Source organism: Rhodoferax potami, from assembly GCF_032193765.1.
Lineage (GTDB): Bacteria > Pseudomonadota > Gammaproteobacteria > Burkholderiales > Burkholderiaceae_C > Allorhodoferax > Allorhodoferax potami.
Window position 1 is genome coordinate 60,912 of the sequence record NZ_JAVBIJ010000002.1, and the last position, 26,255, is coordinate 87,166.

At 56.6% G+C, this 26,255-nt stretch carries 24 protein-coding genes and 10 pseudogenes; 11 read left to right on the top strand and 23 right to left on the bottom strand.

Features of this window, described 5'->3' with window-relative positions; translation table 11 throughout:
* Positions 1 to 63: 63 nt before the first annotated feature.
* The 5 genes and pseudogenes from RAE21_RS18955 to RAE21_RS18975 all read right to left on the bottom strand — a co-directional run.
* Positions 64 to 351 (bottom strand): annotated as a pseudogene (locus RAE21_RS18955) (transposase domain-containing protein); the annotation flags it as partial.
* A 38-nt stretch (positions 352 to 389) separates the two neighbouring features.
* On the bottom strand, positions 390 to 1,949 hold the full coding sequence (gene tnpC / locus RAE21_RS18960) for an IS66 family transposase (protein WP_313882760.1): 1,560 nt from the start codon (positions 1,947 to 1,949) through the stop codon (positions 390 to 392).
* A gap of 110 nt (positions 1,950 to 2,059) precedes the next feature.
* Positions 2,060 to 2,395, bottom strand: coding sequence for an IS66 family insertion sequence element accessory protein TnpB (gene tnpB / locus RAE21_RS18965; RefSeq protein WP_313879805.1), 336 nt, complete (start codon positions 2,393 to 2,395; stop codon positions 2,060 to 2,062).
* Entirely contained in the window at positions 2,392 to 2,778 is a 387-nt protein-coding gene (locus RAE21_RS18970) for a transposase (RefSeq protein WP_313882625.1), read from the bottom strand. The genes tnpB (RAE21_RS18965) and RAE21_RS18970 overlap by 4 nt, the downstream gene beginning before the upstream one ends.
* 187 nt (positions 2,779 to 2,965) lie before the next feature.
* On the bottom strand, positions 2,966 to 3,283 hold the full coding sequence (locus RAE21_RS18975; RefSeq protein WP_313882761.1) for a hypothetical protein: 318 nt from the start codon (positions 3,281 to 3,283) through the stop codon (positions 2,966 to 2,968).
* Positions 3,284 to 3,452: 169 nt separating this feature from the next.
* Here RAE21_RS18975 and RAE21_RS18980 point away from each other — a divergent pair, with 169 nt between their 5' ends.
* On the top strand, positions 3,453 to 4,448 hold the full coding sequence (locus RAE21_RS18980; protein ID WP_313882754.1) for an IS1595 family transposase: 996 nt from the start codon (positions 3,453 to 3,455) through the stop codon (positions 4,446 to 4,448).
* Positions 4,449 to 4,614: 166 nt separating this feature from the next.
* On the opposite strand, the gene tnpB (RAE21_RS18985) is transcribed toward RAE21_RS18980, so the two are convergent.
* Together tnpB (RAE21_RS18985) and RAE21_RS18990 are read right to left on the bottom strand one after the other, a co-directional pair.
* A complete protein-coding gene (gene tnpB, locus RAE21_RS18985) occupies positions 4,615 to 4,962 on the bottom strand; it encodes an IS66 family insertion sequence element accessory protein TnpB (RefSeq protein WP_313873004.1) in 348 nt (115 codons plus the stop codon).
* A complete protein-coding gene (locus RAE21_RS18990) occupies positions 4,962 to 5,300 on the bottom strand; it encodes a hypothetical protein (RefSeq protein ID WP_313881598.1) in 339 nt (112 codons plus the stop codon). The genes tnpB (RAE21_RS18985) and RAE21_RS18990 overlap by 1 nt, the downstream gene beginning before the upstream one ends.
* Before the next feature lie 204 nt (positions 5,301 to 5,504).
* Here RAE21_RS18990 and RAE21_RS18995 point away from each other — a divergent pair, with 204 nt between their 5' ends.
* Positions 5,505 to 5,687, top strand: a complete 183-nt coding sequence (locus tag RAE21_RS18995; protein ID WP_313882762.1) for a hypothetical protein — start codon at positions 5,505 to 5,507, stop codon at positions 5,685 to 5,687.
* A 93-nt stretch (positions 5,688 to 5,780) separates the two neighbouring features.
* On the opposite strand, the pseudogene RAE21_RS19000 reads toward RAE21_RS18995, so the two are convergent.
* The 11 genes and pseudogenes from RAE21_RS19000 to RAE21_RS19035 form a co-directional block, all read right to left on the bottom strand.
* Positions 5,781 to 5,984, bottom strand: a pseudogene (locus RAE21_RS19000) (IS5/IS1182 family transposase); the annotation flags it as partial.
* Positions 5,985 to 6,188: 204 nt separating this feature from the next.
* Positions 6,189 to 6,395 (bottom strand): annotated as a pseudogene (locus RAE21_RS19370) (IS6 family transposase); the annotation flags it as partial.
* Between the two features lie 21 nt (positions 6,396 to 6,416).
* A pseudogene (locus RAE21_RS19375) lies at positions 6,417 to 6,569 on the bottom strand (transposase); the annotation flags it as partial.
* A gap of 218 nt (positions 6,570 to 6,787) precedes the next feature.
* Positions 6,788 to 6,904, bottom strand: a pseudogene (locus RAE21_RS19380) (IS6 family transposase); the annotation flags it as partial.
* 21 nt (positions 6,905 to 6,925) lie between these two features.
* Positions 6,926 to 8,245, bottom strand: a complete 1,320-nt coding sequence (locus tag RAE21_RS19010) for a hypothetical protein (protein ID WP_313882764.1) — start codon at positions 8,243 to 8,245, stop codon at positions 6,926 to 6,928.
* A 30-nt stretch (positions 8,246 to 8,275) separates the two neighbouring features.
* On the bottom strand, positions 8,276 to 9,214 hold the full coding sequence (locus RAE21_RS19015) for a CesT family type III secretion system chaperone (protein ID WP_313882765.1): 939 nt from the start codon (positions 9,212 to 9,214) through the stop codon (positions 8,276 to 8,278).
* A 105-nt stretch (positions 9,215 to 9,319) separates the two neighbouring features.
* Positions 9,320 to 9,547: pseudogene (locus RAE21_RS19020) on the bottom strand (DDE-type integrase/transposase/recombinase); the annotation flags it as partial.
* A gap of 135 nt (positions 9,548 to 9,682) precedes the next feature.
* Positions 9,683 to 9,832 (bottom strand): annotated as a pseudogene (locus RAE21_RS19385) (transposase); the annotation flags it as partial.
* Between the two features lie 218 nt (positions 9,833 to 10,050).
* Positions 10,051 to 10,167: pseudogene (locus RAE21_RS19390) on the bottom strand (IS6 family transposase); the annotation flags it as partial.
* A 236-nt stretch (positions 10,168 to 10,403) separates the two neighbouring features.
* Positions 10,404 to 11,018: a type III secretion system stator protein SctL gene (sctL, locus tag RAE21_RS19030; RefSeq protein WP_313882766.1), complete on the bottom strand. Its 615-nt coding sequence runs from the start codon at positions 11,016 to 11,018 to the stop codon at positions 10,404 to 10,406.
* Positions 11,015 to 11,617 (bottom strand): hypothetical protein, encoded by a 603-nt coding sequence (locus tag RAE21_RS19035; RefSeq protein ID WP_313882767.1) that lies wholly within the window; start codon positions 11,615 to 11,617, stop codon positions 11,015 to 11,017. The genes sctL and RAE21_RS19035 overlap by 4 nt, the downstream gene beginning before the upstream one ends.
* Positions 11,618 to 11,786: 169 nt before the next feature.
* Between RAE21_RS19035 and RAE21_RS19040 the strand changes: the two genes are divergently transcribed.
* The 8 genes from RAE21_RS19040 (at position 11,787) to RAE21_RS19075 (ending at position 18,455) form a co-directional block, all read left to right on the top strand.
* The gene (locus tag RAE21_RS19040) at positions 11,787 to 12,122 is read left to right on the top strand and encodes a hypothetical protein (protein WP_313882768.1); all 336 of its coding nucleotides are present in this window, start codon (positions 11,787 to 11,789) and stop codon (positions 12,120 to 12,122) included.
* A 252-nt stretch (positions 12,123 to 12,374) separates the two neighbouring features.
* Positions 12,375 to 12,530 carry a hypothetical protein gene (locus tag RAE21_RS19045; protein WP_313882769.1) on the top strand — a complete coding sequence of 52 codons (156 nt, stop codon included), beginning with the start codon at positions 12,375 to 12,377 and terminating at the stop codon, positions 12,528 to 12,530.
* Positions 12,527 to 13,297 (top strand): type III secretion system inner membrane ring lipoprotein SctJ, encoded by a 771-nt coding sequence (sctJ, locus tag RAE21_RS19050; RefSeq protein WP_313882770.1) that lies wholly within the window; start codon positions 12,527 to 12,529, stop codon positions 13,295 to 13,297. Before RAE21_RS19045 ends, sctJ begins: the two co-directional genes overlap by 4 nt.
* Before the next feature lie 32 nt (positions 13,298 to 13,329).
* Positions 13,330 to 13,563: a hypothetical protein gene (locus RAE21_RS19055; RefSeq protein ID WP_313882771.1), complete on the top strand. Its 234-nt coding sequence runs from the start codon at positions 13,330 to 13,332 to the stop codon at positions 13,561 to 13,563.
* Between the two features lie 29 nt (positions 13,564 to 13,592).
* Positions 13,593 to 13,871, top strand: a complete 279-nt coding sequence (locus RAE21_RS19060; protein WP_313882772.1) for a hypothetical protein — start codon at positions 13,593 to 13,595, stop codon at positions 13,869 to 13,871.
* A gap of 16 nt (positions 13,872 to 13,887) precedes the next feature.
* Complete coding sequence (locus tag RAE21_RS19065) at positions 13,888 to 14,352, top strand: CesT family type III secretion system chaperone (protein WP_313882773.1); 465 nt, start codon at positions 13,888 to 13,890, stop codon at positions 14,350 to 14,352.
* Positions 14,349 to 16,520, top strand: a complete 2,172-nt coding sequence (gene sctC, locus RAE21_RS19070) for a type III secretion system outer membrane ring subunit SctC (RefSeq protein ID WP_313882774.1) — start codon at positions 14,349 to 14,351, stop codon at positions 16,518 to 16,520. Before RAE21_RS19065 ends, sctC begins: the two co-directional genes overlap by 4 nt.
* 462 nt (positions 16,521 to 16,982) lie before the next feature.
* Positions 16,983 to 18,455, top strand: coding sequence for an IS5 family transposase (locus tag RAE21_RS19075; protein WP_313880209.1), 1,473 nt, complete (start codon positions 16,983 to 16,985; stop codon positions 18,453 to 18,455).
* A 181-nt stretch (positions 18,456 to 18,636) separates the two neighbouring features.
* On the opposite strand, the gene RAE21_RS19080 is transcribed toward RAE21_RS19075, so the two are convergent.
* From RAE21_RS19080 to istA, 4 genes and pseudogenes are all read right to left on the bottom strand, one after another.
* Positions 18,637 to 19,587 (bottom strand): IS5 family transposase, encoded by a 951-nt coding sequence (locus RAE21_RS19080; RefSeq protein ID WP_313882775.1) that lies wholly within the window; start codon positions 19,585 to 19,587, stop codon positions 18,637 to 18,639.
* A gap of 128 nt (positions 19,588 to 19,715) precedes the next feature.
* Positions 19,716 to 20,045: pseudogene (locus tag RAE21_RS19085) on the bottom strand (transposase); the annotation flags it as partial.
* A 142-nt stretch (positions 20,046 to 20,187) separates the two neighbouring features.
* Positions 20,188 to 21,015, bottom strand: coding sequence for an IS21-like element helper ATPase IstB (gene istB, locus RAE21_RS19090; protein WP_313879687.1), 828 nt, complete (start codon positions 21,013 to 21,015; stop codon positions 20,188 to 20,190).
* Positions 21,012 to 22,085 carry an IS21 family transposase gene (gene istA, locus RAE21_RS19095; RefSeq protein ID WP_428984048.1) on the bottom strand — a complete coding sequence of 358 codons (1,074 nt, stop codon included), beginning with the start codon at positions 22,083 to 22,085 and terminating at the stop codon, positions 21,012 to 21,014. The genes istB and istA overlap by 4 nt, the downstream gene beginning before the upstream one ends.
* A 99-nt stretch (positions 22,086 to 22,184) precedes the next feature.
* Here istA and tnpC (RAE21_RS19100) point away from each other — a divergent pair.
* Positions 22,185 to 22,919, top strand: a pseudogene (gene tnpC / locus RAE21_RS19100) (IS66 family transposase); the annotation flags it as partial.
* Positions 22,920 to 23,116: 197 nt separating this feature from the next.
* On the opposite strand, the gene RAE21_RS19105 reads toward tnpC (RAE21_RS19100), so the two are convergent.
* Positions 23,117 to 25,207 carry a site-specific integrase gene (locus RAE21_RS19105; protein ID WP_313882776.1) on the bottom strand — a complete coding sequence of 697 codons (2,091 nt, stop codon included), beginning with the start codon at positions 25,205 to 25,207 and terminating at the stop codon, positions 23,117 to 23,119.
* Between the last annotated feature and the right edge of the window lie 1,048 nt (positions 25,208 to 26,255).

Sequence of the window (26,255 nt, forward strand, 5' to 3'; positions counted from 1 at the left end):
GCGATCAATTAACTGCGTCTCTTGCCGTAGCGTCTCGGAAGTGATTGGTGGATGGCTGCGCAGCTAATTTGCTGACAGAGTAAGGTTCCAAGGCAGCAAGGCCTCGTAGTCATCTGCGGTTTTGGCTTGCGGTAACGCGATCAGCAAGCCACGCAAGTATTGATAGGCGTTGACCCCGTTTGCTTTGCAGGTCTCCAGCAGCGAATACAAATTGGCGCTTGCGTTGGCCCCGGCTACGGTATCCGAGAACAACCAGTTGCGTCTCCCAACGACAAACGGGCGGATCGAATTTTCGCAGGCATTGTTATCGATAGGGTAGCTGCCGTCCTCAACGAACTGTGTAAGTTTGCTCGTAAGCAACCGGTCAACACACATTGACGGCGCAATGTTTACGTGGTCTGCGGTGCCCAGTTGTGAGGCAGCAATTCCCCGATCTGACTGGCCCGCTGCGTGGGCAAGCGTGTGAGTACGTCTTTCAGATAGGCGTACGGATCGTGCCCATTGAGCTTGGCACTCTGAATCAAACTCATCACCGCCGCCGCACGTTGACCAGCACGCAGGGAACCCGCGAATAACCAGTTGCCCCTGCCGACAGCTGCCGGGCGAATTTGGTTTTCGCACCAATTGTTATCTATGGGTACTTGCCCATCGTCCAGATACAGCGTCAACGCCTCCCAACGTTTGATGCTGTAGTTAATCGCTTTTGCGGTGGCCGATCCACTGGGCACCTTGCTGGCCTGCAACAGTAGCCACTGGTGCAGTAGGTCGGCAATGGGCCTGGATTTTTCCTGCCGGATTTGCAGACGAATGGCCGCTGGTAATGACTTGATGTCACGTTCGACGTCATACAGTAGGTCGAAGAATTTCAGTCCCTCTGCGGCAATCAGACTGCTGTGATTGGCGTGCAGTTCAAACAGCTTTCGGCGTGCATGCGCCATGCATCCGGCTTCTTTGACGCCTTTGGTGAACAGCGATTTATAACCCCCGTAATCGTCGCAAACCAGAGAGCCACGCCAGCCACGGTCATCGTCATCAGACTTCCCCAGAAACGTTCTGGCATTCTGGCCGGCGCGGGTCTCGCAGAAGTCGTAGACGACGGCGTGTATCTGCTCAAAGGCACCAGGAGCGTATGCCCACAAGTAGGCCTTGTGGGTCTTCTTATTGCCGGGCTTGAGCATCGGGATCGGAGTCTCATCGGCATGCACCACAGCGTGACTCAGTACCGTCTCTTTCAACGCATCCACCAGCGGCTGCAATTGCACGCCGCACATGCCCACCCAGGCTCCCAGCGTGGAACATGCAATCTCCAAGCCGGCGCGGCCAAAGCTTTTCTCTTGCCGGTACAGCGGCAAGTGATCCGCATATTTGGCCACCAGCACCTGTGCCAACAGGCCAGCGGTTGGAATGCCTTTGTCAATGACTTGGGCCGGTACCGGCGCCTGAATCAGTGTTTCACACTGGCCACACGCCCATTTGCCGCGAACATGCAGCTCAACAGTGAATACGCCGGGCGTGTAGTCCAGCTTTTGCGCGACGTCCTGGCCAATGCGCTTGAGCTGGCAGCCACAAGTGCAGGTGGTGGAGTCTGGTTCGTGGTGGATTTCTACACGGGGCAGGTGATCCGGCAGCGCTGCACGTTTGGGCTTGCTACGGTGGTCTTTATCGGGCTTGGGCGCCGGCGTGAGGTTTTTGAGTTCTTGCTCAATTGCCGCCAGGTCTTCATCGCAGGCTTCATCGAGCAGACTGGTCTGCGTGGCATCGAGTTGTTCGCGGCTACGACCAAACTGCAGTCGCTTCAAGGTCGCCATCTCGTGCGTGAGCTGGTCGATCTTGCTCTGACGGTACAGCAGCTCTTTGCTCTGCGTGCTGACCTTTTCCATCAGTCCACTGACCAGATTGCACACATCGTACGCGCTCATTTGTTGCAGTGAATCGGGCGTAAAAACCATGGATCGAAGTGTGCCAAATGGCGCAGAATTTCGCCATCGGTGCATGCACTAATGGACGCCAAGTACGCGCGCTACTCGATTGGCAAACCATTGGCGTACACGCCCACCCCTCAGACGACGGTGATGATTCCTGCGCTTCCAATGCGCTGCCAGGGAAGTCCCAATACCAGCGCTTGGAGCTGTTCATTGCTGAGTTGCTGGTGCCGACCGACGCCCGGTGTGGGCCAGACAAATTTGCCTTGATGGAGCCGACGCGCGGCCAGCCAGATGCCAATGCCGTCATGTACCAGAACCTTCATGCGGTTGGCACGGCTGTTCGCAAATAGGTAGGCATGGTGCGGGTGGGCAGCGCCAAACACCTGCACGACTCGCCCCAGCGCCGTATCCGTACCCGCACGCATGTCCAGTGGTTGGACTGCCAACCAGGCGAAGTCGATGCGGATCACTTGAGAAGGGCGCCCGACCAGCCGGCAAATTCATGGGCAGCAGACATGGGCCAAGTGACGGTCATGCTCAAACTACCTTTGCGGACCTCCACACGAATCGTGCGCTCCACGGGCTCTGCCGTTTGCGTGAGCAGGGGCACCGGGATAAATGCTGGCATGTCTATCGGCTCTGACGGAAGGGCTTCGGCGTGAGCGTCCGGCTGTGCTTGCTCCTTCAGCCAGCGGTGCAACACATTGGCGTTCATGCTATGCGCGCTGGCGACCGCTGCGATGGACGCGCCCGGCGCCCTGCACGCGGCAAGCAACGCGGCTTTGGTATCTGCTGAATAGGTTCGCTTGGTACGGCGCACGGCGTACCTCGGGGTGTCTGAGTCTTTGAGCATTGTGTCCACGATCAATTGTTGTGGACGCAATGTTGCAAGGTCGAGGGTCGGTCAACAAGGTGACTTCGCTGGCCGCTTACGTTTGCTCCACTGCGAAGACATGTAATGCAGTGCCTTGCCCAGCAGGCTGCCCGGCAGCACGGTGGTAAGAGTCCGGCGAATACCGTACTTGACGGTTGTGTTGAAGTCAGATGTCTGCGAGGTGACGAAGCAGGCCGAAGGCGACGCGCCAAGTCTGGCCATCGCAGTCGAGTGTGGCTGTACGCTGGTTGATGCGCACGATCAAGCCGACACGCTGTTGCAAATCCTGGTCTGTAAAGCTCACCCTATTGCCAACGCGGAAGTCTTCACGTCTTGCGATTTCCGGCGGCGGGCTGGGGGTATTTTGTGCGCTCGAGGCAGCAGTAGCGTCGTTGGAAGTCGTTGGTTCGCTTGAAGGCGTCAACATGATTGCCTCATAGGGCACGGTAAAGTGGCTGTGGCTGGCCTCGTCAAGTAATGTCACGCGGCTATCCTTCATGGCGATTGCGTATTTCGGCGAAGATGAACGGCGATTCCGGGATCGTGAACATGGATTCCGGCCAATATGAACGCAGCGGCAGTGAGGGACTGATATTGCGCTCTTTTATTTTGGCTCTGTCACCTTATCGTGTTGGTGAGTACACTTTGGCGCTATGCGCCGCCGAGATTTCCAGCGGTTGGTGGAGTCCTTAGAGTCCCTCAGCCCCCATCAATTGCGTCAACTGGACGAGACCGTAAGCAAGCTCGCCCAGCAAACTGCCGTGCGGGAGCTCGTAACTGCGCATGTGGAACGTGAGGGGCAATGCCCTCACTGCCAAGGTAATGCGTTCCAGCGGTGGGGGACTACTGCGTCCGGGGAGCAGCGATACCGGTGCAAGAAGTGCTTCAAGAGCTTCACCGGGCTCACGGGTTCCCCGTTAAACGGCCTCTGGCATAAAAGTCTGCTGCTGGAGTACGCCCAGTGCATGAAGGTCGGTTTGAGCGTGCGAGAGACTGCTGAGCAACTCGGACTGCACCGCAATGTGGTGTTTCGTTGGCGACACCGACTGATGCCGCCAAATAGCGCGCATCAACCCGAAGCATTAGAGGGAGTGGCAGAGGTCGATGAAGCCTTCTTTCGGGAGTCGTTTAAGGGTCTCAAGAAAGGAATGCCTCGAACAGCCCATAAGCGCGCTATGCCGGCGGGCAAGCGAGGAATCTCCAAAGAGCAGATTCCTGTACTTACAGCCGTATCCCGCGGCTCCCGCACAAGCTTCATGTCTGTGTTACCTGGTGTACCAAGTGCTTCCTCGATTACTTCTTCTTTGGGGCCGCTCCTGTCCAAAGATACGGTCTTGGTATCGGACTCAGCAAGTTCGTATAAAACCGCAGCCAAGAACTTGGGAATTGTTATCCGTCAAATCCCCAGGGGGACTCACAAGCTGGGGCCGTATCACATCCAGAACGTTAACGCTCTGCACAGTCGCATGAAGAGCTGGTTCAAACCCTTTAAGGGAGTTGCAACGAAGTACCTCCCTGTCTACTTGGCGTGGTTCCGGTTCTACGACGAGAGCGGATGGTCACGAGTCCCTGAAGACTTGATAAAGGATGCCATATCCAGACCGCGTGTGAGACCCAACGGCCCCTCTGAAACATCAACATTGGAGTAAATTCCAACACGATAAGGTGACAGAGCCAAAATAAAAGAGCGCAATATCAGTCCCTCACTGCCGCTGCGTTCATATTGGCCGGAATCCATGTTCACGATCCCGGAATCGCCGTTCATCTTCGCCGAAATACGGAGAGTGCTTCTCCGGATTGAAAATGGGCACATCGTCACCTCCGCGCAGGGTGTTGGTAGCGTTTGTGGCGTCGGCGCACTTCGATGCCTTCGAGCATCAGTTTGAGCGCCGTGCAGTCGATCTCGCCACTGCCGCCTTGAACGCCTTTACGGGAGAACTTGCCGCTCTCCAAACGCTTGCACCACAGGCACCAGCCGCTGCGGTCAAAGTACAGCACCTTCATCTGTGTTTGCCGCCGGTTGATGAAAACAAACATGTGTCCGGCCAGCACATCCACTTCAAACCCCTGGCGTGCCAGAGCGTACAAGCCGTCGTAGGACTGGCGCATATCGGCAGCTTGGCCATACAGGAACACGCGAATGCGGCCCTCGGGAAAGAACATTACCGGCGTACCAGATGCAAACTCATGCCCGAGCCGAGTTCGATGCGTAACCCCATGGCTCCATTGCCGCTGCCGTGCACTCCAGCAAGGTCGCCCAGATCAACGAACGCCGCCTTCGGCACGGTGGTGGGGGCTACCTTGTTCGTTCGCAGCGGGGACGCGATTCCCCTCTGTTTATTCCTAAGCGTGCGTCGGCGAGCAAGGCTGCTGCGACTGATGCCTTCGCGGCTGCAAAATTTATCTATCGTCAATCCAGCGCGGTCAAAACGATCCAGTACCTCAGCCCAAGTCTGTTCACTCAACACTGCACGCCTGAGCACGCTCTGCGTCTCTTCCATATCCGACCCCGTCCTGTTTGTTGATCAGGGCGCATTCTTTGGTACCTGCAATCAGTTCGCAAGAACGCCGGACAGTGACCGGTTACGGGGCGATGCCCGGCTGTCGCCACGCCTGCCTATGAACGCCGCCCAGCTGAGCGCTTTGGTGCTGGGATTGCCTTGGCAGCGCATGGGCGATGCGGGCGTGATCACTGTGCTGTGAGTGTGGGTGATGCGCTGACTGCAATTCAATTGGGCGGCACGCAGAACTGCATTGAGCCGGTCGTCCTGTTCGCACTTGAGATAGCAGAGATCCATCCGGTGATCTGCCTTCAGGTGCGAAATGATGGGTTCGATTTCTTGATGCTGTTTGAGCAACTCGCGCTCTTTGGTCCGTTATCACCTTGAACTTTCCCCGGTGCTTGATGGCAATGTCCGTGTTGTCTGCTCCACACTTCGTTAACCTAGGTCCACATAGGCAGTCAGCGGCCTTTATTCAGTCTCCTGCATCAGGATGGCGGTCTGCTCCAGTAGTTCATACAGTGTGTGCCCGTCATACGGTTTGCTCGCAAAGGACCTGGCACCCACGATCAGGTTGTGCTTCAAGGTGGACGCAATACCCACCTTCACGCCGAACTCGTGTGGCGTCTTGCTTTTGCCTTTGGCGATGCACTCCACTTCCGGTGCGTGCCAGGTGTAGAGTTTGGGTGTTGGTGGTGTTCTCGCGCGAAGCGGCCTGAGCAACAATCTGGCGCCCTATGCATGCTAGGATGGTGCGCTGGCGTGTGATAGCACGGCCCATGCGTTTGAGCTGCTTGGCGTGCGAATAACAATCAGCTTTGAAACGCACCAAGCGGCCTTCTTTGGCGAACGTCTGTTTGAGATAGATGCCCGCACCCTTTGTAGTCAGCCCTGAAAATCTCTCGCAACCCTCATGGAATATAGGTTTTCAGGGTGCTCAACGATGTTGTTGAGGTATTTGTTTTGGCGCATCAGGATGTCAACACAGGCATCAGCCTTGACGCTTTCAATGGCGGCCGTATCCCCAGGTTCAATCGTTTTGCTCAGTACATGGCGGGGCAATTCGATTCTGCGCTTGGAGATGCTGCTGAAGTCGGGAATGCTGATCGCTGCGTTCATGAGTCGGGCCATCGAATTCATAAGACCTTCGGTCTGGCGCAGGGGAAGATGAAATACTTGCCTTATCAAAATGGACGTCTCGATAACGTGATCGGCGTACAGCAGTGGCCTGCCTCGGGCTGCGGACTTTGCTGGGTGCCACTGCTCAATCGATTCTTCAGTGAATCAGATCGTGACGTCACCGCGCCGACTCAATGCGTCGTTGTATTCGGGCCAGTTGGTCACCTTATATTTGGGCTTGGTGAATTTGGCGCGGCGCTTCTCGCTACGTTTGTAGGGCACGGGCTGTCTCGGAGTGTGAAATTGACAAGGGTCATGCCAGTTCGATGGGCGATTGGCCAAATTTCCGATTTATTCAACAACGCCCTCAACGGGAAGGCAATGTACCAGCGCACGCAGGTCAACATCACCTCAAGTGGGTAGTGAAGGCGTTTGAGGACCCTGTTCAAGGCGCTGTTGATCTGGCTTTGACGGAAATCGAGCATGGCCGGGATTGTCGTTTACGCTTATTTCGACAGAACCAGATCGTAGTGTGTGCCGGGGAAAGTAATATCGGCATTGCCCTTTACAATCTTTAGATGGGTTCCTGGGAGTGAGCCTGTTACATTGCTGGTAAATAGATATGGCCACATTGGTGGGGCTATAAGCTTCAGCAGGAACAGTACATCGAAAGCCTTTCTACCAAAGGGGGTCTTTATAACCTCATCTGTATTGGCATGATAACTTTTTGGGCCGGAAAGGTATCCTACTTTGATATCTAATTCATCTAGGGCAATCTTTAGTTTTTCAAGATAGTCGCCCTTCCCGACATTGCAGCCTTCCAATTTAAGAATTCCAGCCTCTTTCAGCCCAGCGTCGCGTAGTTTTTCGGCTAGTGCTTTAGGAGCATATGTGTTGAAGCGATTTTCGCTTGCATGGCCTATAAGAGTGAGTCGGCTCTCAAGCCCAAGATTCTCAAGCGAGTTTCCAAGGAGAGGCTTTCCTGACGGACGGTTGGGAGCCACTGTGCCGGAATAAAAACAGTTATCCGTTGGAATTTGATTTCGCAAGGCTTTGGTCTTTGCGCCACTTCTAATCACGCTATTTCCATCGTCGAATGAAATAATATAACATTCCCCTGGCGGGCGTTTTTCAAACGCACGCACGGGGGGCGCTGCCGTATCACGTAGTACTCTGTTAAGGAGGCTGACCTTTTCGCGCTCTTTTAATTCGTTGGAGAAGATGGGCAAGCTTGATCGATTCATTAATTTCTTCAACACAGCGATTTCGTCCAGATTGGTCAAGGCAAGCGCGCCATACGGTTTATGGTGGGCATTTAGAGTGTGAGGCGCGCGTGCTTGGGCTATCGCACGGCTTAAGTGATCGGCTGTAATATTTTCGTCATTAACTGCGCAATCAAGAGCTTGGAGAAAGGCGGTGTTTTGTTTTAAGCGTATAAATGCGTCCTGCTCCGCAGGAAAAAGCCTACCGAACCGGAATTCAAGCCCTCTGGTAGCCACGTTTGAGCCTTGCATCGGTGCAGCATCAGTTAAATTATTTTTTAATGGCCTCGCTCCATCGTTTGATTTTATCGTCGCTACTGGAATCTCAATTACACTGTTTTCGACCGGCAGCTTTTTCGGGTCCTTGTTATTGTCAGTAGGTAAATAATTTGGTGGAGGTACAAAATGAAGTGCATCATTGCCACCAGAACCTACATGATTATTGCTACTGATTAGGATACTCGTATTGGAGGCATCGTCACGAACCGCTGAAACATCACGGAAGGGCTGTTCAATCTTAGGGAAGCCAAGCGGCATCGGCCCAAATCGAATTGAATGTGTCATAATACAAATTCTTTTTAACTGAAAATAAAATCATCCAACCGATCTCTGGCGCACCTTTGATGCGCCTCTATGAGGTGGGCCTTTCTGTAGCGCTGCTTCAGCTCGCCCAATCGCAGCCCGCGCCTCGCTCCAAAAATTCTTCGCATTCCCGGCGATAGATTGCAGCAACTCGACAAAATCCTTAGCATTCGCCTCGGCGGGAAGATCCTGTTGCAATGTCAGTACCACCGCATCCCGATCGGAATGCACACTGAACAAAACCCGGCCACTCAACCCCGCCACAAAGTTATTCCACAACAATCCTTGCCATAGCTTTTCGCGCGAGGTAACGATATCCATGCCCAAATCGATACGCACTTCGAAGCGCCCTGCTGCGGCCTTGTCATGCCGCAACAGCATGTCGACACCGTCAACGGCAAACATTCCCCCGTCATTGAGCAAATGACTTCGCTCCGTCAAACCCACATGAGTGCAAAATGCCTCGATCAACGCCTCCCAACTGGTAGCCTCAGGCTGAGCAGGTACCACGACACGCTGTAGCGAAACCAGGGACAAGATTTCGGCAACCGGTTGCCGTGAGGGCAGCACCCGCCAATACGCCTCGGTACAGGCAACGAGATTGCGCAACCAGTCCGCCAATGCCGCGCCGGTGGTTTGTACATCAAAGGGATATTGCGCAGTGACAGTGACATGGTCCCCTTCGGGCGTCAGGCTCCAGCCCACGGTGCCGTTCGCTCCCCATTCAAAGTTACTGACCAGCAGCCGATACCACATCCATTCCCGCTGATCCTTGTCTAGCGCCCCCATATCCAGACGCGCTTGAATGACGTCCGGCTCGAACATTTCGTCGTAGTGCAAGAGCAGGTCGTGTCCGCCGACGCGCAGCAAGCCCGTCTCAAGCAATGCATCAGGCAGGCCAAGGTGCTCGCACATCTGTTTCAGTAGTCTGGTGTATTCCAATTGTTTCATGTCAGGCCCTCTCTTTGGAGGTAAGTGAATCCTCCGGCTTGTAAAGTTCAGGGTTCTGTTGCAATAGTGGCGTCAGGCCGAAAAGGGCTGCAGGTTGGCCGACGATCAAGCTGCGAGACTGTAAAACTGGTTGGCTGCGGATATGGTTTGGCCGCCGGGGCAGTCCATCTGCCCCTTCCAAATCATGTGCATCGTCTCGACTCCGGCGATAGGGATTCGAGCGCTCCAAAACGATTTGAATCCGAGCATCGGTTGGGTGACTCTTTTGACAGCTCGGTGGTCCTGCTCAACGATGTTGTTGAGGTATTTGTTTTGGCGCATCAGGATGTCAACACAGGCATCAGCCTTGACGCTTTCAATGGCGGCCGTATCCCCAGGTTCAATCGTTTTGCTCAGTACATGGCGGGGCACTTCGATTCTGCGCTTGGAGATGCTGCTGAAGTCGGGAATGCTGATCGCTGCGTTCATGAGTCGGGCCATCGAATTCATAAGACCTTCGGTCTGGCGCAGGAGAAGATGAAATACTTGCCTTATCAAAATGGACGTCTCGATAACGTGATCGGCGTACAGCAGTGGCCTGCCTCGGGCTGCGGACTTGGCTGGGTGCCACTGCTCAATCGATTCTTCAGTGAATCAGATCGTGACGTCACCGCGCCGACTCAATGCGTCGTTGTATTCGGGCCAGTTGGTCACCTTATATTTGGGCTTGGTGAATTTGGCGCGGCGCTTCTCGCTACGTTTGTAGGGCACGGGCTGTCTCGGAGTGTGAAATTGACAAGGGTCATGCCAGTTCGATGGGCGATTGGCCAAATTTCCGATTTATTCAACAACGCCCTCAACGGGAAGGCAATGTACCAGCGCACGCAGGTCAACATCACCTCAAGTGGGTAGTGAAGGCGTTTGAGGACCCTGTTCAAGGCGCTGTTGATCTGGCTTTGACGGAAATCGAGCATGGCCGGGATTGTCGTTTACGCTTATTTCGACAGAACCAGATTGTCGTTGTCGCTTACTGCAACAGAGTCCCGACACCACGCTGCTATTTGAATGAAGGTCAATTCCGCAGTATTTCATCTCAGCCTCCAAGTTGGTTAAAGAAAGTTTGCTAACTCACTTTAGACTAACACCTACCTCGAAGGCAGGATGCCGGCTAGATGATTTTCAGGACCAGCCTCGCGCCAGGCGGATCCGTTCAGATCTGAATGCCGACCACCTTGGTTCTGGCCGCGTTGGAGGCCTTGACGCTGCGGGTCAACGAATTCTCGATGGCACGCAGCTGGGATTCGAAATCTGTTTCAACCAGTCCCATGTCGCTGCTCAGCATGACCGCGCCGGGTTTGAGGCGTGAGTCCCTTTCCACAACCAGCGTTTGCAACGGCGGTGATTGTCGCAGCAGGTCGGTAACGGCTGCGCAGAGGGCGTCGTAGTGGGTCGGATGAACGTGCAGCGTGGCCTGCGTTTCCTGGCGCAGGGCTTTGAGCGCCTTGCCCACGGCCAGTGTGGCGCGTTCATGGTCGCTGTACTGGGAAAAGATCGACCGCACCGCATTGATGACGACGCTCACGAGTTCCTGCTCAATGTCTGCCATGTATGCATCCCGACTGGCGATGGCCTCCAATAGGAGGCGGGATTTTTCCTGGGCGGCGACTTCTGTACTCTCGCGGCGGATACTTTCAGCCTGCTCGGTTGCCTGATGGTTCGCCGCTTCCAGCAACTGCGCAGCTTCTGCTTTCGCATCGGCCAGAATGCTGGATGCCAGACGCAAGCAGCTGGCATCCTCGCGACGAATGATCTTTCCCGATCTCATGCCGCCTCTCCGGGGGCATCGAGCGCACCCGCCAGAATGGGCTCGGCTTCCCTCAGCACGCGCTGCAAGAGGGCGCCGCTGGGCGCCATCACAAGCAGACGTGGGGTCGACGCGTCGCGGTCGACTGCATTCAACCGGGCCGACACGCGCGCGGCGAGCATTGGGTGGTCGCATTCAAGGCCATGGCAATAGGCGTGCAAAGCGGCCATGCCGGCTTCGCGCACGGCTGTGCCCGCTTGCTCCGGGTCTTCGAACCAATATGGCGGAACGGCCAGCATGCCGACGAGGGGGGCACGCAGCATGCCGAAAAGGTACAGCTCTTGCCCCAGCTTTTCTCGGAATATGGCCATGCGCCTTCCATCCAGTACCTTGCGCAAGGTGGCCGCCGCACCCAATACACCCACGTAGTCGGCGAATCGCTCCAGGCGCGTTGCAGGTATGGAGAGTAGTGTCCACGCCAAGACATAAGAGTGCCCAAGGCTCGGAGTGTCTGCCCCGCGTTCTGCGGGAAATGTGACTTTCAACAACAGCTGGCGAGCGCGCTCGCTCAGTCGGTTGGTGTCAATGCCGTGAATGTGGTGAGGGGCATCAGGAGACATGGAGCTGTGACAGGTAAAGCTAGAAACTGGCTTGAAGGATGAGTGGTTACCCGTAACACTGGAGTTTATCCGTGCAACAGAAGAAACCAAAAAATAAAAAAAGGCGTCCCTGCTGAACTTTCGTTTCACCCCATCCCACTCAGATGGGTGAACTACAGCAATTGAGCTCATGTACAACGCGAAGACAGCCTATCCGAACCAAAACATTGAGTCATTGTCCGTGGCGGGCGTGCTTGCGCCAGGGTTGGCTAGGTTATTGAGTGAGGTCGGTTTTCTGGCCATTGATCAAAAAGATTGGCCGCGGGCGCATCAGATTTTCTCGGTGCTCAAGGAATTTCGATCGGAGAGTGAGTTTCCCTACGTGGGGCTAGTGTTGATTGAGTTGCTCCAGTCGAGGTTCGAAGCTGCCGCTGCAGAGGTGGCGCAAGGTCTGGTGAAGGTGCCTGAAAGTCGAGCGTTGATCGAGCTGCTGGATATTGTTTTGCAGAATGGAGCTTCGACATGAGTCTAATGAGCAAGCCTGCAGTGGACCAGGCGCTGTCTTCGGACTTGTCACCGAAAGCAAAGGGACCAGGACGTGTGAATAATGCGGATGCTATTTCGTTTGCTGCCATGTATGCAGACCGCATGGGCTCGGGCTCCCCAGCCACCAGCGTTTCGGCTGGTTTTGTTTCTGACCGTCCTCCCACGATGGGCTGATGCCCTCTTGAAGTCGATAGGGCAAATAAGTCGGGGCGCGGAGGGTCACTGGAAGAGCGTGCTGGCGCCGATCAATCCGGCCGTTGGTTTCAACAGCGTCGATCTGCTCCAAAGGCAAATGCATTTGCAGCTGTTCACGTTGCAGGTCGAGTATGTTTCTCTGCTGGGCAAGCAGGCCGCCAAAACCGTCGATCAGCTATCCCACACACAATGATCAAAAAGGCTTGGCAGATCCTAGCGCATTGGACGCGGCCCCTTCTGGGGTTGGCGGTCGCGGGCATTCTGGCTGCTTGCTCTGCGTCCATCAATCTGGTGAGCGAACTGAACGACGCCGAGGCCAATGAAGTGCTCGGGCTTTTGCTTGAAGCCAACATTTCCGCCACCAAGACGACCAGCAAAACGGGGCGCGGCATCCTGGTGGAGTCGGGCTCGGTGGCGCAGGCGTTGGAAATCCTGCGCCAGAACGGTTTGCCGCGCGAGCGGCGCGCCAAGCTCGGTGATGTGTTCAAGAAAGAAAACCTCATCTCCTCACCCTTGGAGGAGCGGGCGCGGTATCTGTATGCGCTGGCGCAGGAGTTGGAGCACACACTGACCTCAATCGACGGGGTGGTCGCTGCCCGTGTGCACGTCGTGCTGCCCGAACGCATCGGACCCATGGACCCCTCCACACCATCCTCGGCCTCAGTCTTTCTGAAGTATCGCAAGGGATACGGGGTGGAAAACGTCGTGGTGCCAGTGCGGGCCTTGGTGGCGAGCGGCATTCCGGGGTTGTCCCTGGAGCGTGTCGCCGTGGCACTGGTGCCTGTTGCCAACGGTGAAGCTGGTAACGAGGCGCATGGCACCGCCTTTTCCAAGGTGTTGTTCATGAAGGTGGACCCGGGGTCAGCCACGGGTCTTTGGGTGCTGCTCGGCTTGCTGGCGGCAGGCTTAGTGGCCTGCGTTGCCGTGGCTATACGGCAGGTTATGCGCCTGCGCAACTGAAGCGGCATGGTTTCAGAGGAGGACGTTTGACCATGGACGATGAACGCGCTGACCCGCTGCTGTTGCCGTCATCGCCCGGGCGTGCGGGAAATATTTTTCCCATGTCACCCGGCCGCCGCGCACAACTAGTTCGAGAAATTGGCCATGCAAGCCTAGAGGTCGAGCGCGCGATGCTGCGCGCGAATTCCAAGCAATACATGGGGCTGAAGCTGTTGAAGTCTGCTATCGAAGCGGCTCATCAGGTTCTTGCCCCGTCTCGCCGGTAGGCTCCCTTCAACCCAACTACTTTTTGATCATGGCACTTTTTAATACCTACGAATCCACGCCTTCTTCTGCGGGCGCTGGCGTGAACATTGGTTCTGTCTACAGCGTGCTCACGCCCATGCTGCAGACCATTTCCGAGCGTTTTCGTGATCGCTTGCAGCAAATACAAGGCCAGGGTGAAATGTCCAGCCAGGACTTGCTGGTGGTGCAGCGTGAAACGGCCGAAATGGCCGAAACCACCCAGCTGACATCGGAGCTCATGAAGTCGTTGCGCGACATGGTCAGTTCAGTGCTCAAAAACGTGGCTTGAAACCCGGCATCATTGAATGCGCCATACGCAAGCCATCACCAATCTGTTCCGGGCGCTGGAGAAATTTGGCGTCGCACAGGCGCAGTGCCGTGCCGATGGTCGCTATTCACTGAGCTACGACGGTGGCCGGCGGCTGGACATTCACGCTTTGCCAGATGGACGTCTGGTGCTGGAAGCAACGCTGGCCGTATTGCCCGAATCTGTCGCCGCCCGGTCCGCACTCATCCAAAAGGCGTTGCGGTTTTCAACGGCGCGAATGCAGATTCGGCACGACACGCTGTGTCTGCTTGCCGATGCACTTGTCCTGCAGTGTGCGGTGCCCGACCGGGCAGGGCCCGTGGCCGCGCTTTCCGCGCTAGAGCACTTTCTCAATTCGGTCGATGACTGGGGGAGTGCGATCAACCCCGCAGCCGAGTCGACTGCAGCGGTGCGCCAAGCCGTGCGGGTGCAGCCCGCATCGCGATCCGCGCTTCAACCATGAACGGGGAAGGCCGTTTTTGCGCGAAGCTGGTGGCCGCGCTGGTGCTGTGTGCGGCGACGGGGTTCATGCCTCGGTCAGACGCCTCGCCTCTCCCGTTTGACAGCAGTTCGTATGCCTACCATGCGAATGACACACCACTCGTGAAGATGCTGACCGAGTTCTGTTCGAACTTCGGTATACAACTGCAGATGGACACCGGCATTGCCACTCGCATGAGTGGCAGGCTGGGCGCACCATCAGCGTCCGAGTTTCTGAACACGGTGACGGCCTCCTCAGGTCTGGACTGGTTTTACTACGCAGGTACCGTTTACGTGACACGCGTGACCGAACGGGACACGCAGGCCCATGCCATTTCGCGCGAGTCCATTCCAGGACTGAAGCGTGCCCTGTTGGACCTGAAGGTATTGGATGAGCGCTTTGGCTGGGCTACCTTGCCGGAACAGGGCATGGTGGTGGTCACAGGGCCACCGGCTTACCTGGACCTGGTTGCCAAAACCATGCGCACGGTGCAGGCCGCACCCACCGGGCAGCAGATGGTGGTGTGGAAGTTGAAATACGCCAACGTCGAAGACCGCCAGGTCACCGTTCGCGACAAGACCACCCTCATTCCCGGCATTAAGAGCTTGCTGCAAGCGTTGGGTGGCAGCCGCTCCGATGTGGTGGTGAAAAATGCGAATGGGCAGGACAGTGTTTCTCGGCTTGAGTCCTTGAAGCCGGCGCCTTCCATCGGAGGCGGCGGGGCCGCAAGCCCGCCTTCCGGTTCGAGCCTCGATGCGGGTGCCGCAGGGGGGCAGGGCGCAACGCCCACCCTGCCTGCCGGTGCTGCCGAAACCACAGCACCTGGCCGGCCCCAGTTACTCTCGGGCCGGGGGGTCACCATCGAGGCCGACGTTCGACTCAATGCGATCGTGATGAAAGGCCCCGCCGATCTGATTGCAGGCTACCAAGCCCTCATTGCTGCACTGGACACGCCTGTTGGCTTGGTTGAGATTGAAGCCATCACCATCGATGTCAACAAGTCGCGCCTGGAAGAGCTGGGAATTGACTGGAGCGCTAACCTCCGCAACGTCAGCGCGGGCTTCGGCGTCGCCAATCAGCCGGTAGCGCCTGGCGTGTTGTCGCTGGGCTACCGGGGCGCCGCCGCAGCGACCACGGTGGTGGCCGATCAGGCGTCTGCGTTGCTCGCCCGTATACGCTTCCTGGAAACCACAGGCGATGCCTATGTGGCGGGAAAGCCCTCCATTCTCACGTCCGACAACCTAAGCGCCTTGATAGACCTGAGCCAGACCTTCTATACAAAGGTGACGGGCGAACGCGTGGCCAATCTCACGCCCGTCACAGTGGGCGTCATGCTCAAGGTGTCGCCGCGCATCGTCACCACCGAGGCTGGCCAGACAGAGATTCAGCTTGTCATAGACATCGAAGACGGGGCTCTGGTGGACCGCACCGGCCTGGATCTGCCCGTGGTTCAGCGCACCACCATCAGCACGCAGGCCACGATCCTGGAGGGCCAGAGCTTGCTCATTGGCGGTTACGACACAGAAACCCAACAAAACAGCATGGAGAAAGTCCCGCTCCTGGGAGATATACCCAAGCTGGGCGCGTTGTTTCGTTCCACGCGGGTGGATCAGCAGCGCAGGAAGCGCATGTTTTTGATCACGCCACGCATTGTCTCGATGGGCGCCCCCACCCTTGCGATCGCTCGGTCTACACAGGTGCCGACTGAAGCCATGACCTTGCAGCCCCTGGTAGCCAAGCCTGAGCCAGCTGCGCCACCACCGCCTACCCTGTCAAGCACTGCTGCCGCGCTGGAGAACAGCACTCAGGAGGCGGAGACAGCAGCCATCCGGCGCGCGATCACCGCGTGGGCTGAAGCTTGGAGCAGGCGCGATATCACCCGTTATCTGGACGCATACTCGGCAGACTTTACGCCTGCTAACGGACAATCACGCCAAGACTGGGCGAAGGATCGTCGCGCCCGAATCGAGCAGCGCAAGTTCATCCGCGTTCGAGTAAGCCAACTTCAGGTGGAGCTGAAGCAGTCAGATGCTCATGTGAGATTCGAGCAGTCTTATGAATCTGACGGTATCAACGCTACTAACGTCAAAATATTGGAGTTGAGCAACTCAGGCGGCCGCTGGCTAATTGTTCGCGAAAGAGCTTTGTGAGGACGGCGCTGGTCTCGGTTGGTTTGACCGCATGTTCCGATCCATAACAAGCGATTCAAAGTTGCCCCACCCATCTCAAGCGCTTTGGCGCCATCCCGTTCTGATACGGCCTCGGACGTGGAAACGGCTTTGAGAGATATACCCAAGCTGGGCGCGTTATTTCGTTCCACCCTAGTGGTTCAGCAGCGCAGGAAGCGCATGTTTTTGATCACGCCACGCATTGGCTCGAGGGGCCGCCCACCTTCGCGATGGCTCGGTCTGCACAGATCCCGACTGAGGCCATGCATTGCAGCCCCTGCTGCGCCTCGACAGAAAGCCCGGTGGCTTTCCATAAGTGGTTGTCCCTGCAAAACCCCTGCAACCCGCATGAACGCTTGTGATCTGGGGTGATTCCGGATGGTCAGAACTCTCAAATAGATATTCAATGGAGTCTGTTTTCTGGGAGTTTTTGAAAGCAGCGCCATGACCGATGACTTTTTCCGCAACCGCCTGGATCAGATGATCGATTTGCGCCACCCTCTGGCGGTGCTTGCTAACCGCATGCCTTGGCAAGAGATCGAAGCCTCCCTCGTCCAGCGCTGGGCACGCCAGGTCAAGTCTGGCAAGAAGATAGAAGACTTGGACTTGTTTGGTCCGGTCTCGGCCGTTGCCGGTGGCGGCGTCTCCAATGCCGGCCGTCCCCGTCTGCCCACCCGGTTAATGGTTGCCTTGCTGTACCTCAAGCATGCGTTCAATGAGAGCGACGAGGACGTGATCCAGCGCTGGGGTGAGACCCCCACTTGGCAGTACTTTTCTGGCAACGAATACTTTGAACACCAGTGGCCGTGCGACCCGACACAACTGGGGCGCTTTCGTAAAGCTCTGGGCGAAGAAGGCGTGGAAGAACTGCTGGCCCGCACCATGGAAGTGGCGGTCACCCTCAAGCTGATTGCCAAGAAAGAATTGACCCGCATGATCGTGGACTCCACGGTGCAAGAAAAAGCTGTGGCACATCCCACCGACAGCAAGCTGCTGGAGACCGCCCGATCCAAGGTGGTCGAGTTGGCCAAAGCCAATGGCATCGAGCTCAAACAGACCTACGCCAAAGAAGGCCAACTGCTGGGCTACAAGGCTGGGCGCTATGCCCATGCCCGCCAGTTCAAGCGCATGCGCAAAGCCATCAAACGCCAGCGCACCATCGTTGGACGGCTGCAGCGCGAGGTGGCTCGCAAGATGACCACGCTCAGCCAAGCCATACAAGAGACCTTGGGCCAGACCTTGGACAAGGCCAAACGCTTGGTCACGCAGACCGGCAGTCGCAAGGCAGTGGACAACCGCGCCAAGCTCTACAGCTGGCATGCGCCCGAGGTGGAGTGCATCTCAAAAGGCAAGAGCCGCAATCCGTACGAGTTCGGCGTGAAGGTGGGTCTGGCCATGACGCTCAAGGGCAATTTGATCGTGGGAGCCAGGAGCTTTCCCGGTAACCCGTATGACGGGCACACCATGCACGAGCAGATCGAGCAAAGCGCTATCCTGATGCAAGGCTTGGGGGTCAAGCCCGAGGTGGTGTACGCAGACTTGGGCTACCGGGGTGTGGACAAAGACAACCCGGACATTGAGATCAAACACCGGGGCAAGGACAAGCGGTTGACCGATGAAGAGCGCAGACTGCTCAAACGGCGCCAAGCGATCGAGCCGATCATCGGGCACCTCAAAGCGGATCACCGCATGGACCGCTGCCACCTCAAAGGCTCAGCAGGCGATGCACTGCACGCGGTGCTGTGCGCGGCGGGCTACAACATCCGCTGGCTGCTGCGGATGATCGCCCGGAAAGGCCTGGGCCTTTTGTTGTGCCTGCTGCAGGTGAGCGGTTTGACGGGCTTGTTTGAGAAATTGGCCAAAATCATCGGCCTCAACCGACTGCAAGGCTCAGATCGGCGCTGGGGGGTGGCTTGAAGTGAATTTTGCAGGGACGACTAAGGATGGTGTCCAAAACTCAACGCCGAAGCGGCTGTAAATGTCTGAATCCCGCATAACGGATCTGACGGATTCCATTTCAATTGAATCTGCGCTGCAGCCATCGAAATCCTGGCGTTTTCGCGCCCGATCTGGGCGCCCTGGCCGTTTGCGGGCGCACTCATGCCTGCGATCCTGCTGCCAGTTTCTTGCGAACCATCCACAGGTTCGAGAGCATGAACAGCGTGAACAACTGCGCGGTGTTCTTGGACAGACCGCGATAGCGCACCTTGTTGTGGCCAAACTGACGCTTGATCACCCGAAACGGATGCTCCACCTTGGCTCGAATGCTGGCCTTGAGTTTTTCAATCTGGTCGGTGATCGCACCCAGCGTGCTCGTCTTGTCCAGTGCCCGGCGCTTGCCCGGCCGCATGGCTACATGCCAGTTGACATCCATGCCTTGGGTTTCTTCGCGCTTGCCCACCCCCTGGTAGCCGGCATCGGCATACACGTCGCTCTCGCTTCCATGCACCAGCGCATGGGCCTGCGTGACATCGTTGACGTTGGCCGCAGTGCCCACCATCGAGTGAACCAGGCCAGAGTCAGCATCCGAGCCAATGTGCGATTTTATGCCGTGATGCCACTGATTGCCTTTCTTGGCCTGGTGCATCTCAGGGTCGCGCTTGCCGCTGCTGTTCTTGGTGGAGCTGGGTGCATCGATGACGGTGCCACTGTTGAGCATCAGGCCACGAGCCTTGAGCATGGCATTGACGGTCTCGAAGAATGCCTTGGCCAGGTTGTGCTTCTCCAGCAGGTGGCGAAACCTAAGAATGCTGACCCGATCGGGCAATCGGTCGTTCGTATCCAAGCCGGCAAATTCGCGGTACAGCGGCGTCTCAAACAGAGCTTCTTCCATGGCGAAGTCGCTCAGACCAAAGAGTTGCTGCAGAAGATGCAAGCGCAGCATGATCTCATGCCCAAAGGGCGGGCGGCCCGTTGTCTTGGGCGGCGACACCGCTATGAGCTGGGCCACCAGCTCAGGCCAGGGAACCACGCAATTCATCAGCTCCAGCAGTTCCATCTTGCGCGTGCGGCGCGTGTTCAGGTCAAGACCAAGGTCGGTTTGTTTCATGCCGTCATTGAACGTGTTGATTACAGCGTCAAACTGAGCCAGATTCCAATCGAATATTGAGCCACCTGGTTTAAAGGTATTTTTGGCTACTCGATTGTGGATAAGTCGTCGTCCCTGCAAAATTCACTTCAAGCCACCCCCCAGCGCCGATCTGAGCCTTGCAGTCGGTTGAGGCCGATGATTTTGGCCAATTTCTCAAACAAGCCCGTCAAACCGCTCACCTGCAGCAGGCACAACAAAAGGCCCAGGCCTTTCCGGGCGATCATCCGCAGCAGCCAGCGGATGTTGTAGCCCGCCGCGCACAGCACCGCGTGCAGTGCATCGCCTGCTGAGCCTTTGAGGTGGCAGCGGTCCATGCGGTGATCCGCTTTGAGGTGCCCGATGATCGGCTCGATCGCTTGGCGCCGTTTGAGCAGTCTGCGCTCTTCATCGGTCAACCGCTTGTCCTTGCCCCGGTTGTCAAACGCAGTTTCGATTTGATACAGCTGTCGAACGCAAACGCGGCGTGGATTTGATACACCGTTGTGTGGGGCGATTGTCTGTTTTGTCTTTGCTTGTCTTTCAAGCAGTCAGTGGCTCGCCACTGACTGCTTGGCGCCCTTAGGCTGCCTGTTCCTCCTGTGTATCAAGGTGACTGCGTTTTCGTTTGAGTAGGGTATTGCTGCTGGCGGCAATCACACCGGCACGCCGCTTATCTTTCAGGCGATAGGAGTCTCCTGAAATCGGGACCACATGGGCGTGGTGGAGCAGTCGGTCAAGTAGCGCCGCTGTCAGCGTGGCATCGTCTGCAAACGTCTGGTCCCATTGCCCAAACGGCAGATTGGAGGTCAGGATGAGACTTCCCACTTCATAGCGTTTGGCAATGACTTGGAACAGAAGATTCGCCTGTTCCCGATTCATGGGAAGGTACCCGACCTCGTCAATGATCAACAGCCGGTAGGGACGCACGATGCGTTTGATAGCCTCTTCCAGGGTGTTCTGCCGTAGTGCCGTGCTCAGTGTCATCAGCAGATCTGCCGCCGTGATGAAACGCGTCTTGATTCCAGCCTGGGTTGCCCTGTAGCCCAAGGCGATGGCCAAGTGGGTTTTGCCCACCCCACTGGCGCCCAGCAAGACCACGTTCTCGCTGCGCTCCACGAAGGCCAGACTGCCAAGCTCCTGTACCAGGGGTTTGGGCACGCCGCTGGCAAACTGGAAGTCAAACTCATCAAGCGTCTTGATGGCGGGGAAGCCCGCTATGCGCGTGAGCATGGCGCGTGTTCTCTCCACTCTGGCTAGAGCCTCGCCACGCAAGGCTTGCTCCAGGAACTCCAGGTACCCCAGCTCTTTCTTGGCCGCCATTTGCCCCAAGTGGGCAAGCTGATCGGGTAAGTTGAGCAGGCGCAGCTGATCACACAGTTCACGCAGTCTTTCCATTTGCAGGCTCATGGTCGTCCTCCTGCTGAGGCTTGGTTGTGCACCAGCGTGTCATACATCGCCAGAGGATGCTGCAGGCCTCGCCATGCCGCGGCTGGAATTGGCCGGACTGCTGCGCCGCTACCGGTGACTTTTTGCAATTGACGCACTGTTCGCCCACTGTAGGCGCTGGGGATGGCCAGCAGATGTGTGCGCTCCTGTTGCAAAGCCAGTGCCGGCACACACCCAGTGGTTCCGTGGATCCGCACATTGGCAACGTCACGCAGCCAGGTGCGCATTTCCCGATTGGCTGTGTCCGCGTCCACCACCAAGCATTGCTGCTTCATACTCGCCACCAATGGCACCCAGAAGCTGCGCCGGATGTAGCCATTCATGCGTTCGACTTTGCCCTTGGTCTTGGCCCGATAGGGCTTGCACACCCGCGGCACAAAGCCATGGTGGTGCGCAAAGTCAGCAAAGGCACCCTGGAACTGGTGCAGGTTCTTGCCGTAGGCGTCACGCTTGAGGATGACGGTCTTCATGTTGTCGTACAGCACTTCACGGGTGACTCCACCAAAGCTCTCGAACGCCCTGACATGGCACGCCAGTAGTGTCTCCAGCTTCATGTCTGTGACAAACTCCGCGAAGGTCGCCCGGCTGTGGCCAAGCGTTGCCACAAACGCCGCCAACATGCCGTCTTTATGCCCAGACTTGCGGAACTCGATCCAGTCCATCTGCATTTGCTCACCGGGCTGGGTCTCGAACCGCACAACCGGATCCGGGCGCGCCTGTGGACGCAACTCCTTGAGGTACTCCTGCAGGATGCGCACGGAGCCCGTATACCCCTGTGCGGCAATCTCACGCTGCAGCACCGTTGCGGGAATCCAATCAGGCTTGGCCGCCTGAATACGTCCAGCCAAGTAGTCCTTGAATGGATCGAGCTTGCTTTTACGTTCCGGCAGTTTCTTCATGGCCGGCGGACCGCCCTCCAAATACTTACGCACCGTGTTGACTGCCATTCCAGTTTGCGCCGATATCTCGCGCAAGCTCAGCCTGTGCTTCCTTAAAACCTTGAGTTCCATGTACTCCTCGTTCGTAATCATTGCCAGTCCCATCCATGGTTCGGATGGCTTGGCACGTTAGTCGAGGTGTATCAATTCCTCACCGCGTTTGCGTGTCATTTTCATACTGCGCGTGACACCTATTTCGAGTCGCGCCGCCACGAGCACGTACAGCAGGCATTGGGGCTGCCAGGGGCCACAGATGCCGTGCTGCTCACTGACGGCTATGAGGCCTATGCACGTTACGCTGCCAAGACCGGCATTACGCATGCCCAATGCTGGGCGCACTGCAGGCGTGGCTTCTTTGAAGCTCTAGGGGCCGAGCCACAGGCCGCTGGCCAGGCGCTGCAGCAAATTGGCGAGATTTACGCCCAGGAAGAAGCCATTCGTGAACGTGACCTCTACGGGGATGCCAAACGAGAGCACCGTCTAAGCCACAGCAAACCGCTGGTGCAGAACTTCTTTGAATGGGTGGATTTGCAGTTCGAGCGGCAAGGCTTCCTGCCCAGCAATCCGTTGACCAAGGCATTGGCCTATGCACGCGAGCGCCGCGCGCAACTGCAGGTGTTTCTGGGCGATGCGGATGCGGCCATGGATACGAACCATCTGGAACGCGCCTTGCGCGCGATACCAATGGGCAGGCGCAATTGGTTGTTCTGCTGGACGGAGGTGGGCGCCAAGCACGCGGGCATCATGCAGAGCCTGATCGTGACATGCCGTTTACATGACATTGACCCCTACACCTACCTGGTTGATGTCTTGCAACGCGTAGGCCACCACCCCGCCTCCAGGGTTTCAGAACTGACGCCTCGTCAATGGAAGCAGCACTTCGCCGAGAATACATTGCGTTCACCATTACACGGTTTGGTAACGTAGGCAATAACGCTGGCCAGTGACCGGTTACTTTGCAAAAGACTTGAATCGACGAGTTTCAGCGTCAACATTCTTCAAAAGATTACTTGATGATTCATTCAAAAAATCGTGACTCGCTAAATGCTGCATCAAGTGGAGCTAGTGAGAAAGTGTTGTCGTCATATTGGGCGTAGGTCCTTACAGCCACCCGATACTTAAATCTAAATACTGCGCCGCTTCATAAGCTTCACCGCATCGATCTTTCTCGCTAACTCCTGAGTCGAGTAAATGGAAGTCGTATCGATAGAGGCGTGTCCTGCCAGTTCGCTCACCACTTCAACCGGAACGCCATCAACCAATGCCTGTCGAACAAATGTGTGTCGCATCCAGTGGGTAGATGCTTTTAGGAATCTGGCTTGTTCTAAACCTGCCTCATGGCAGAGATACGAGATCTTATTGAAGAAGCGTTTGAGAACTGCGTAGATCCCGGAGGCCGATAGTGGTAAGCCACGCATCGTCGAGACGGCGCTCACGTGTGTAGCGCCTGTGCTGGATTGGTGCCACTTCGGTACTGATGCATGCAAGGTGCGGATCAGGGGGAGTTCACCCGCATCTACCAGTTGCTTGTCCTCAGCTAAGAACTCTTTAGCGTGTTGGGAGATAAGCGCAACTATGGAGTCCTTCAGCGGGATTTCACGGATCTTATTACGCTTGCCTGTGACAGTAAGTACCCAGGTGGGTGGCAAATCAGAAATATTTTCAAGGCGCAGATCTTTGTAGCGTGCGTTCGTCAATTCTTCCAAGCGCACGCCGCTGGTGACCAATAGTTCAAGAATGCAACGTAGACGATGAGACTCCGGAGAAGAGGGCAGGGCGCTTAAGTTCTGCAGCACAAAGGCCCACTCTGCTTCAGTAAAGCTGCGACGGATGTCTACTTTGGAGACCGGCAAGTCAAAGGACTTCATCAGGGCTCTGAACGGGTTGGCCACTAGGTAGCCGGCATCCATGAGTCCGGTGAACAACGTCTGCAAAATGACCAATGCTTGCTTTTGCGAAACAGGGGAGGGCTGCCCTCTAAATGCCCGCCACTGGGGATCGGATTGCGGGACAGGCAGGGGGTGGATCCAGGATGCAGGGACTGCTTTCAGAAACTCCCGGTAGCGTTGGCAATCGGGGGCGGTGATGGAACTGATGGGCTTGCGCAGTTCTTGGGCACACCAGAGAGCGAAACGTTCAACTTCTTTACGGTAGCTGCGCTGGGTCGATGGCTTCTCGTTGTAACGACTTAGCCAGGCAGTGATGGCTTCCCAGTCGTTGCCGGCGCCTAGTGTGTTGGCCATGTGACTGCGAAACACTCCGCCTTCTCCGGTGAGGGTGGGGGTGAGTGCGATGCGCTGGAGTTCGCGGTCGATCAGGGTGAGGGTGCCGGAGGTACTGCCTGAAGCGGAGGGAAGGGCAGGGGAGGGTGATTCTGAAAAGATGACTTTGGGGGACTGCAGGGCGCTCAGGGATTTAGGTTGGAGGGCCGTGGCTTGGATAGCCATGCGCAGCTGTTCTTGCTGGAGTTGCAGCCAGTAAACCACCTGCCTTGCTCTCAGTCCACCAAAGCCTTCAATGCGCCCGTGCCAGCGGTAGCCATAGACATTGATGAAGTTCACCAAGTCTTTGAGAAAAAGCAGTCCCACATTGCGCAGGCGTTTGACCACCGGGCGAGCGAACCAGAGCTCCAGCTTGTCCTCGGCCGTAGGCTGGATGGCCAGCAAAGATTCCAGGTGGTTCAGGGCGCGCACCTGTTCGGCGGAAGGGTCCTTGAGATGGGAGCCGGCCTCCAGAGCATCGGCATTGTCCAGTCCGAAAGCGGCCTTGTATTCGTCCATCAGCTCGGCTTCCGAGTACATGTCGGGGTCCATGCCTTCTTGCTCCACCCATTCCTCCAGAGTTGGCAGCTGCACGGCTGCGACCGGTTTTGCCTGGCTGCGCAGTAGGTCCAAGGAGGCATGCAGGCCCGCGTGTTTGGGCAGTCCAAGGTCAAGGTTGCGTCCAGCTTCGATGATCTGCTGGAGCAAGGCATCCTTGCGGTTCTGGACGTAACGCAGATCGGTGGTGCTCTCCGCCCAGGCGAGGTAGCGGTCAAAAGACTGGCGCAGATCCAATCCGAGCAAAGCGGAGCGCACGAAGGCGAAATGGTGCACTCCTAAAGAGCGAGGGTCCTTGATGACCTTGGACTTGGACCCTGCGGGGCGGCCGCGGCGCTTGGGCACTGGGCTGTGAAACAGCGGGTCTGCCGAGGGAAAAGCGGTGGAAACTGCCATGAGCGGGACCTCGTATGTCTGGGAAATAGCGACTTAGACTAATTTATTCCACGTCATGATTATAAGGATAATCATGACGCACTCAGATCGCAATAATTAGAGGAGGGCAGAGGGGAGGGCGTTGTGGGCGGGAAACGGCATAATTGCCCAAGCAGGATAAGAGGGAAGATGTACTACTTCCATGAACATGCAAACACACCAAGAGCATGCTGCCGACTGGGTAGACCGAAGTAACACTTTGATGGCATGGGCCGTCACCTATCAGGAACGCAAGGCCACGTACATCGGAAGCCTCCAGCGCGAGCAGACGGGCCTTATCGTTGTACTCCAACATTGGAATGAGGTTTCAATCCACGCCCCTACGCGAGGGGCGACAGAACGAGTTTTACGCCGCACCCCCGCACTGTCAAGATTCCATTGGCGCCAACAGCGCTACCCAAAATGCCGATATCCGTTCCTGATCATGTTCTGACTGTCCCAAGGGATACGTTGGAGCAGTTTTTTCTCGTATTCGCAAGATTTGAATTTGCTTGCAAGGCGGCCGGTTATTCGAAAAGAGGGAAATTTGGCAACATAGAAGTTGATTGGGAAAAAGTGTCTCGTGCGTTGGGGACTCAGCTTTGTGAGTCTACTGATGCAGCGCTAGTTTCCGCAATCAAATATTTGACGGAGGAGCCTCCGAAGCTAGACACGTACAACGCTACGCCTAGGTGGCAAGAACGACCAGCGCCGGCTCGATACACCCGCATGCAATCCTTGTTCTTTTACGTTCAAGGGGTCCGAAACAATCTTGTACACGGTGGGAAATTTCAGGAGACTACGGATCCGGTGCGCGACATGAGGCTTTTGGAGGCTTCAATGACTGTCATTGAGGCCTGCCTCAACTACTGCCCCGACATTGGCACTGCCTTCGTTAGTTGATTGCGCGCCAGGACGGCTGGCCTAGAGCTATCGGGTAGACGTTCTCCGATGTCGAGATGAGCACTAGTAAATGAAAGCAAGCGAGCCTGGCAGTCAACAAAATACACACGGCGGTTTCACGCCGGTC

What these genes read in the sequence shown, in the direction of transcription:
- RAE21_RS19075 (WP_313880209.1), top strand. Translation starts at nt 16,983, where the DNA reads ATGACCGATGACTTTTTCCGCAACCGCCTGGATCAGATGATCGATTTG.
- sctL (WP_313882766.1), bottom strand. Translation starts at nt 11,018, where the DNA reads ATGAGATCGGGAAAGATCATTCGTCGCGAGGATGCCAGCTGCTTGCGT.
- RAE21_RS18990 (WP_313881598.1), bottom strand. Translation starts at nt 5,300, where the DNA reads ATGGAAGAGACGCAGAGCGTGCTCAGGCGTGCAGTGTTGAGTGAACAG.
- RAE21_RS18980 (WP_313882754.1), top strand. Translation starts at nt 3,453, where the DNA reads ATGCGCCGCCGAGATTTCCAGCGGTTGGTGGAGTCCTTAGAGTCCCTC.
- tnpC (WP_313882760.1), bottom strand. Translation starts at nt 1,949, where the DNA reads ATGGTTTTTACGCCCGATTCACTGCAACAAATGAGCGCGTACGATGTG.
- istB (WP_313879687.1), bottom strand. Translation starts at nt 21,015, where the DNA reads ATGAGCCTGCAAATGGAAAGACTGCGTGAACTGTGTGATCAGCTGCGC.
- sctJ (WP_313882770.1), top strand. Translation starts at nt 12,527, where the DNA reads ATGATCAAAAAGGCTTGGCAGATCCTAGCGCATTGGACGCGGCCCCTT.
- tnpB (WP_313873004.1), bottom strand. Translation starts at nt 4,962, where the DNA reads ATGTTCTTTCCCGAGGGCCGCATTCGCGTGTTCCTGTATGGCCAAGCT.
- sctC (WP_313882774.1), top strand. Translation starts at nt 14,349, where the DNA reads ATGAACGGGGAAGGCCGTTTTTGCGCGAAGCTGGTGGCCGCGCTGGTG.
- RAE21_RS19080 (WP_313882775.1), bottom strand. Translation starts at nt 19,587, where the DNA reads ATGAAACAAACCGACCTTGGTCTTGACCTGAACACGCGCCGCACGCGC.
- RAE21_RS19015 (WP_313882765.1), bottom strand. Translation starts at nt 9,214, where the DNA reads ATGAAACAATTGGAATACACCAGACTACTGAAACAGATGTGCGAGCAC.
- RAE21_RS19105 (WP_313882776.1), bottom strand. Translation starts at nt 25,207, where the DNA reads ATGGCAGTTTCCACCGCTTTTCCCTCGGCAGACCCGCTGTTTCACAGC.
- RAE21_RS19055 (WP_313882771.1), top strand. Translation starts at nt 13,330, where the DNA reads ATGGACGATGAACGCGCTGACCCGCTGCTGTTGCCGTCATCGCCCGGG.
- istA (WP_428984048.1), bottom strand. Translation starts at nt 22,085, where the DNA reads ATGATTACGAACGAGGAGTACATGGAACTCAAGGTTTTAAGGAAGCAC.
- RAE21_RS18970 (WP_313882625.1), bottom strand. Translation starts at nt 2,778, where the DNA reads ATGCTCAAAGACTCAGACACCCCGAGGTACGCCGTGCGCCGTACCAAG.
- RAE21_RS19010 (WP_313882764.1), bottom strand. Translation starts at nt 8,245, where the DNA reads ATGACACATTCAATTCGATTTGGGCCGATGCCGCTTGGCTTCCCTAAG.
- RAE21_RS19060 (WP_313882772.1), top strand. Translation starts at nt 13,593, where the DNA reads ATGGCACTTTTTAATACCTACGAATCCACGCCTTCTTCTGCGGGCGCT.
- RAE21_RS19065 (WP_313882773.1), top strand. Translation starts at nt 13,888, where the DNA reads ATGCGCCATACGCAAGCCATCACCAATCTGTTCCGGGCGCTGGAGAAA.
- RAE21_RS19035 (WP_313882767.1), bottom strand. Translation starts at nt 11,617, where the DNA reads ATGTCTCCTGATGCCCCTCACCACATTCACGGCATTGACACCAACCGA.
- RAE21_RS19040 (WP_313882768.1), top strand. Translation starts at nt 11,787, where the DNA reads ATGTACAACGCGAAGACAGCCTATCCGAACCAAAACATTGAGTCATTG.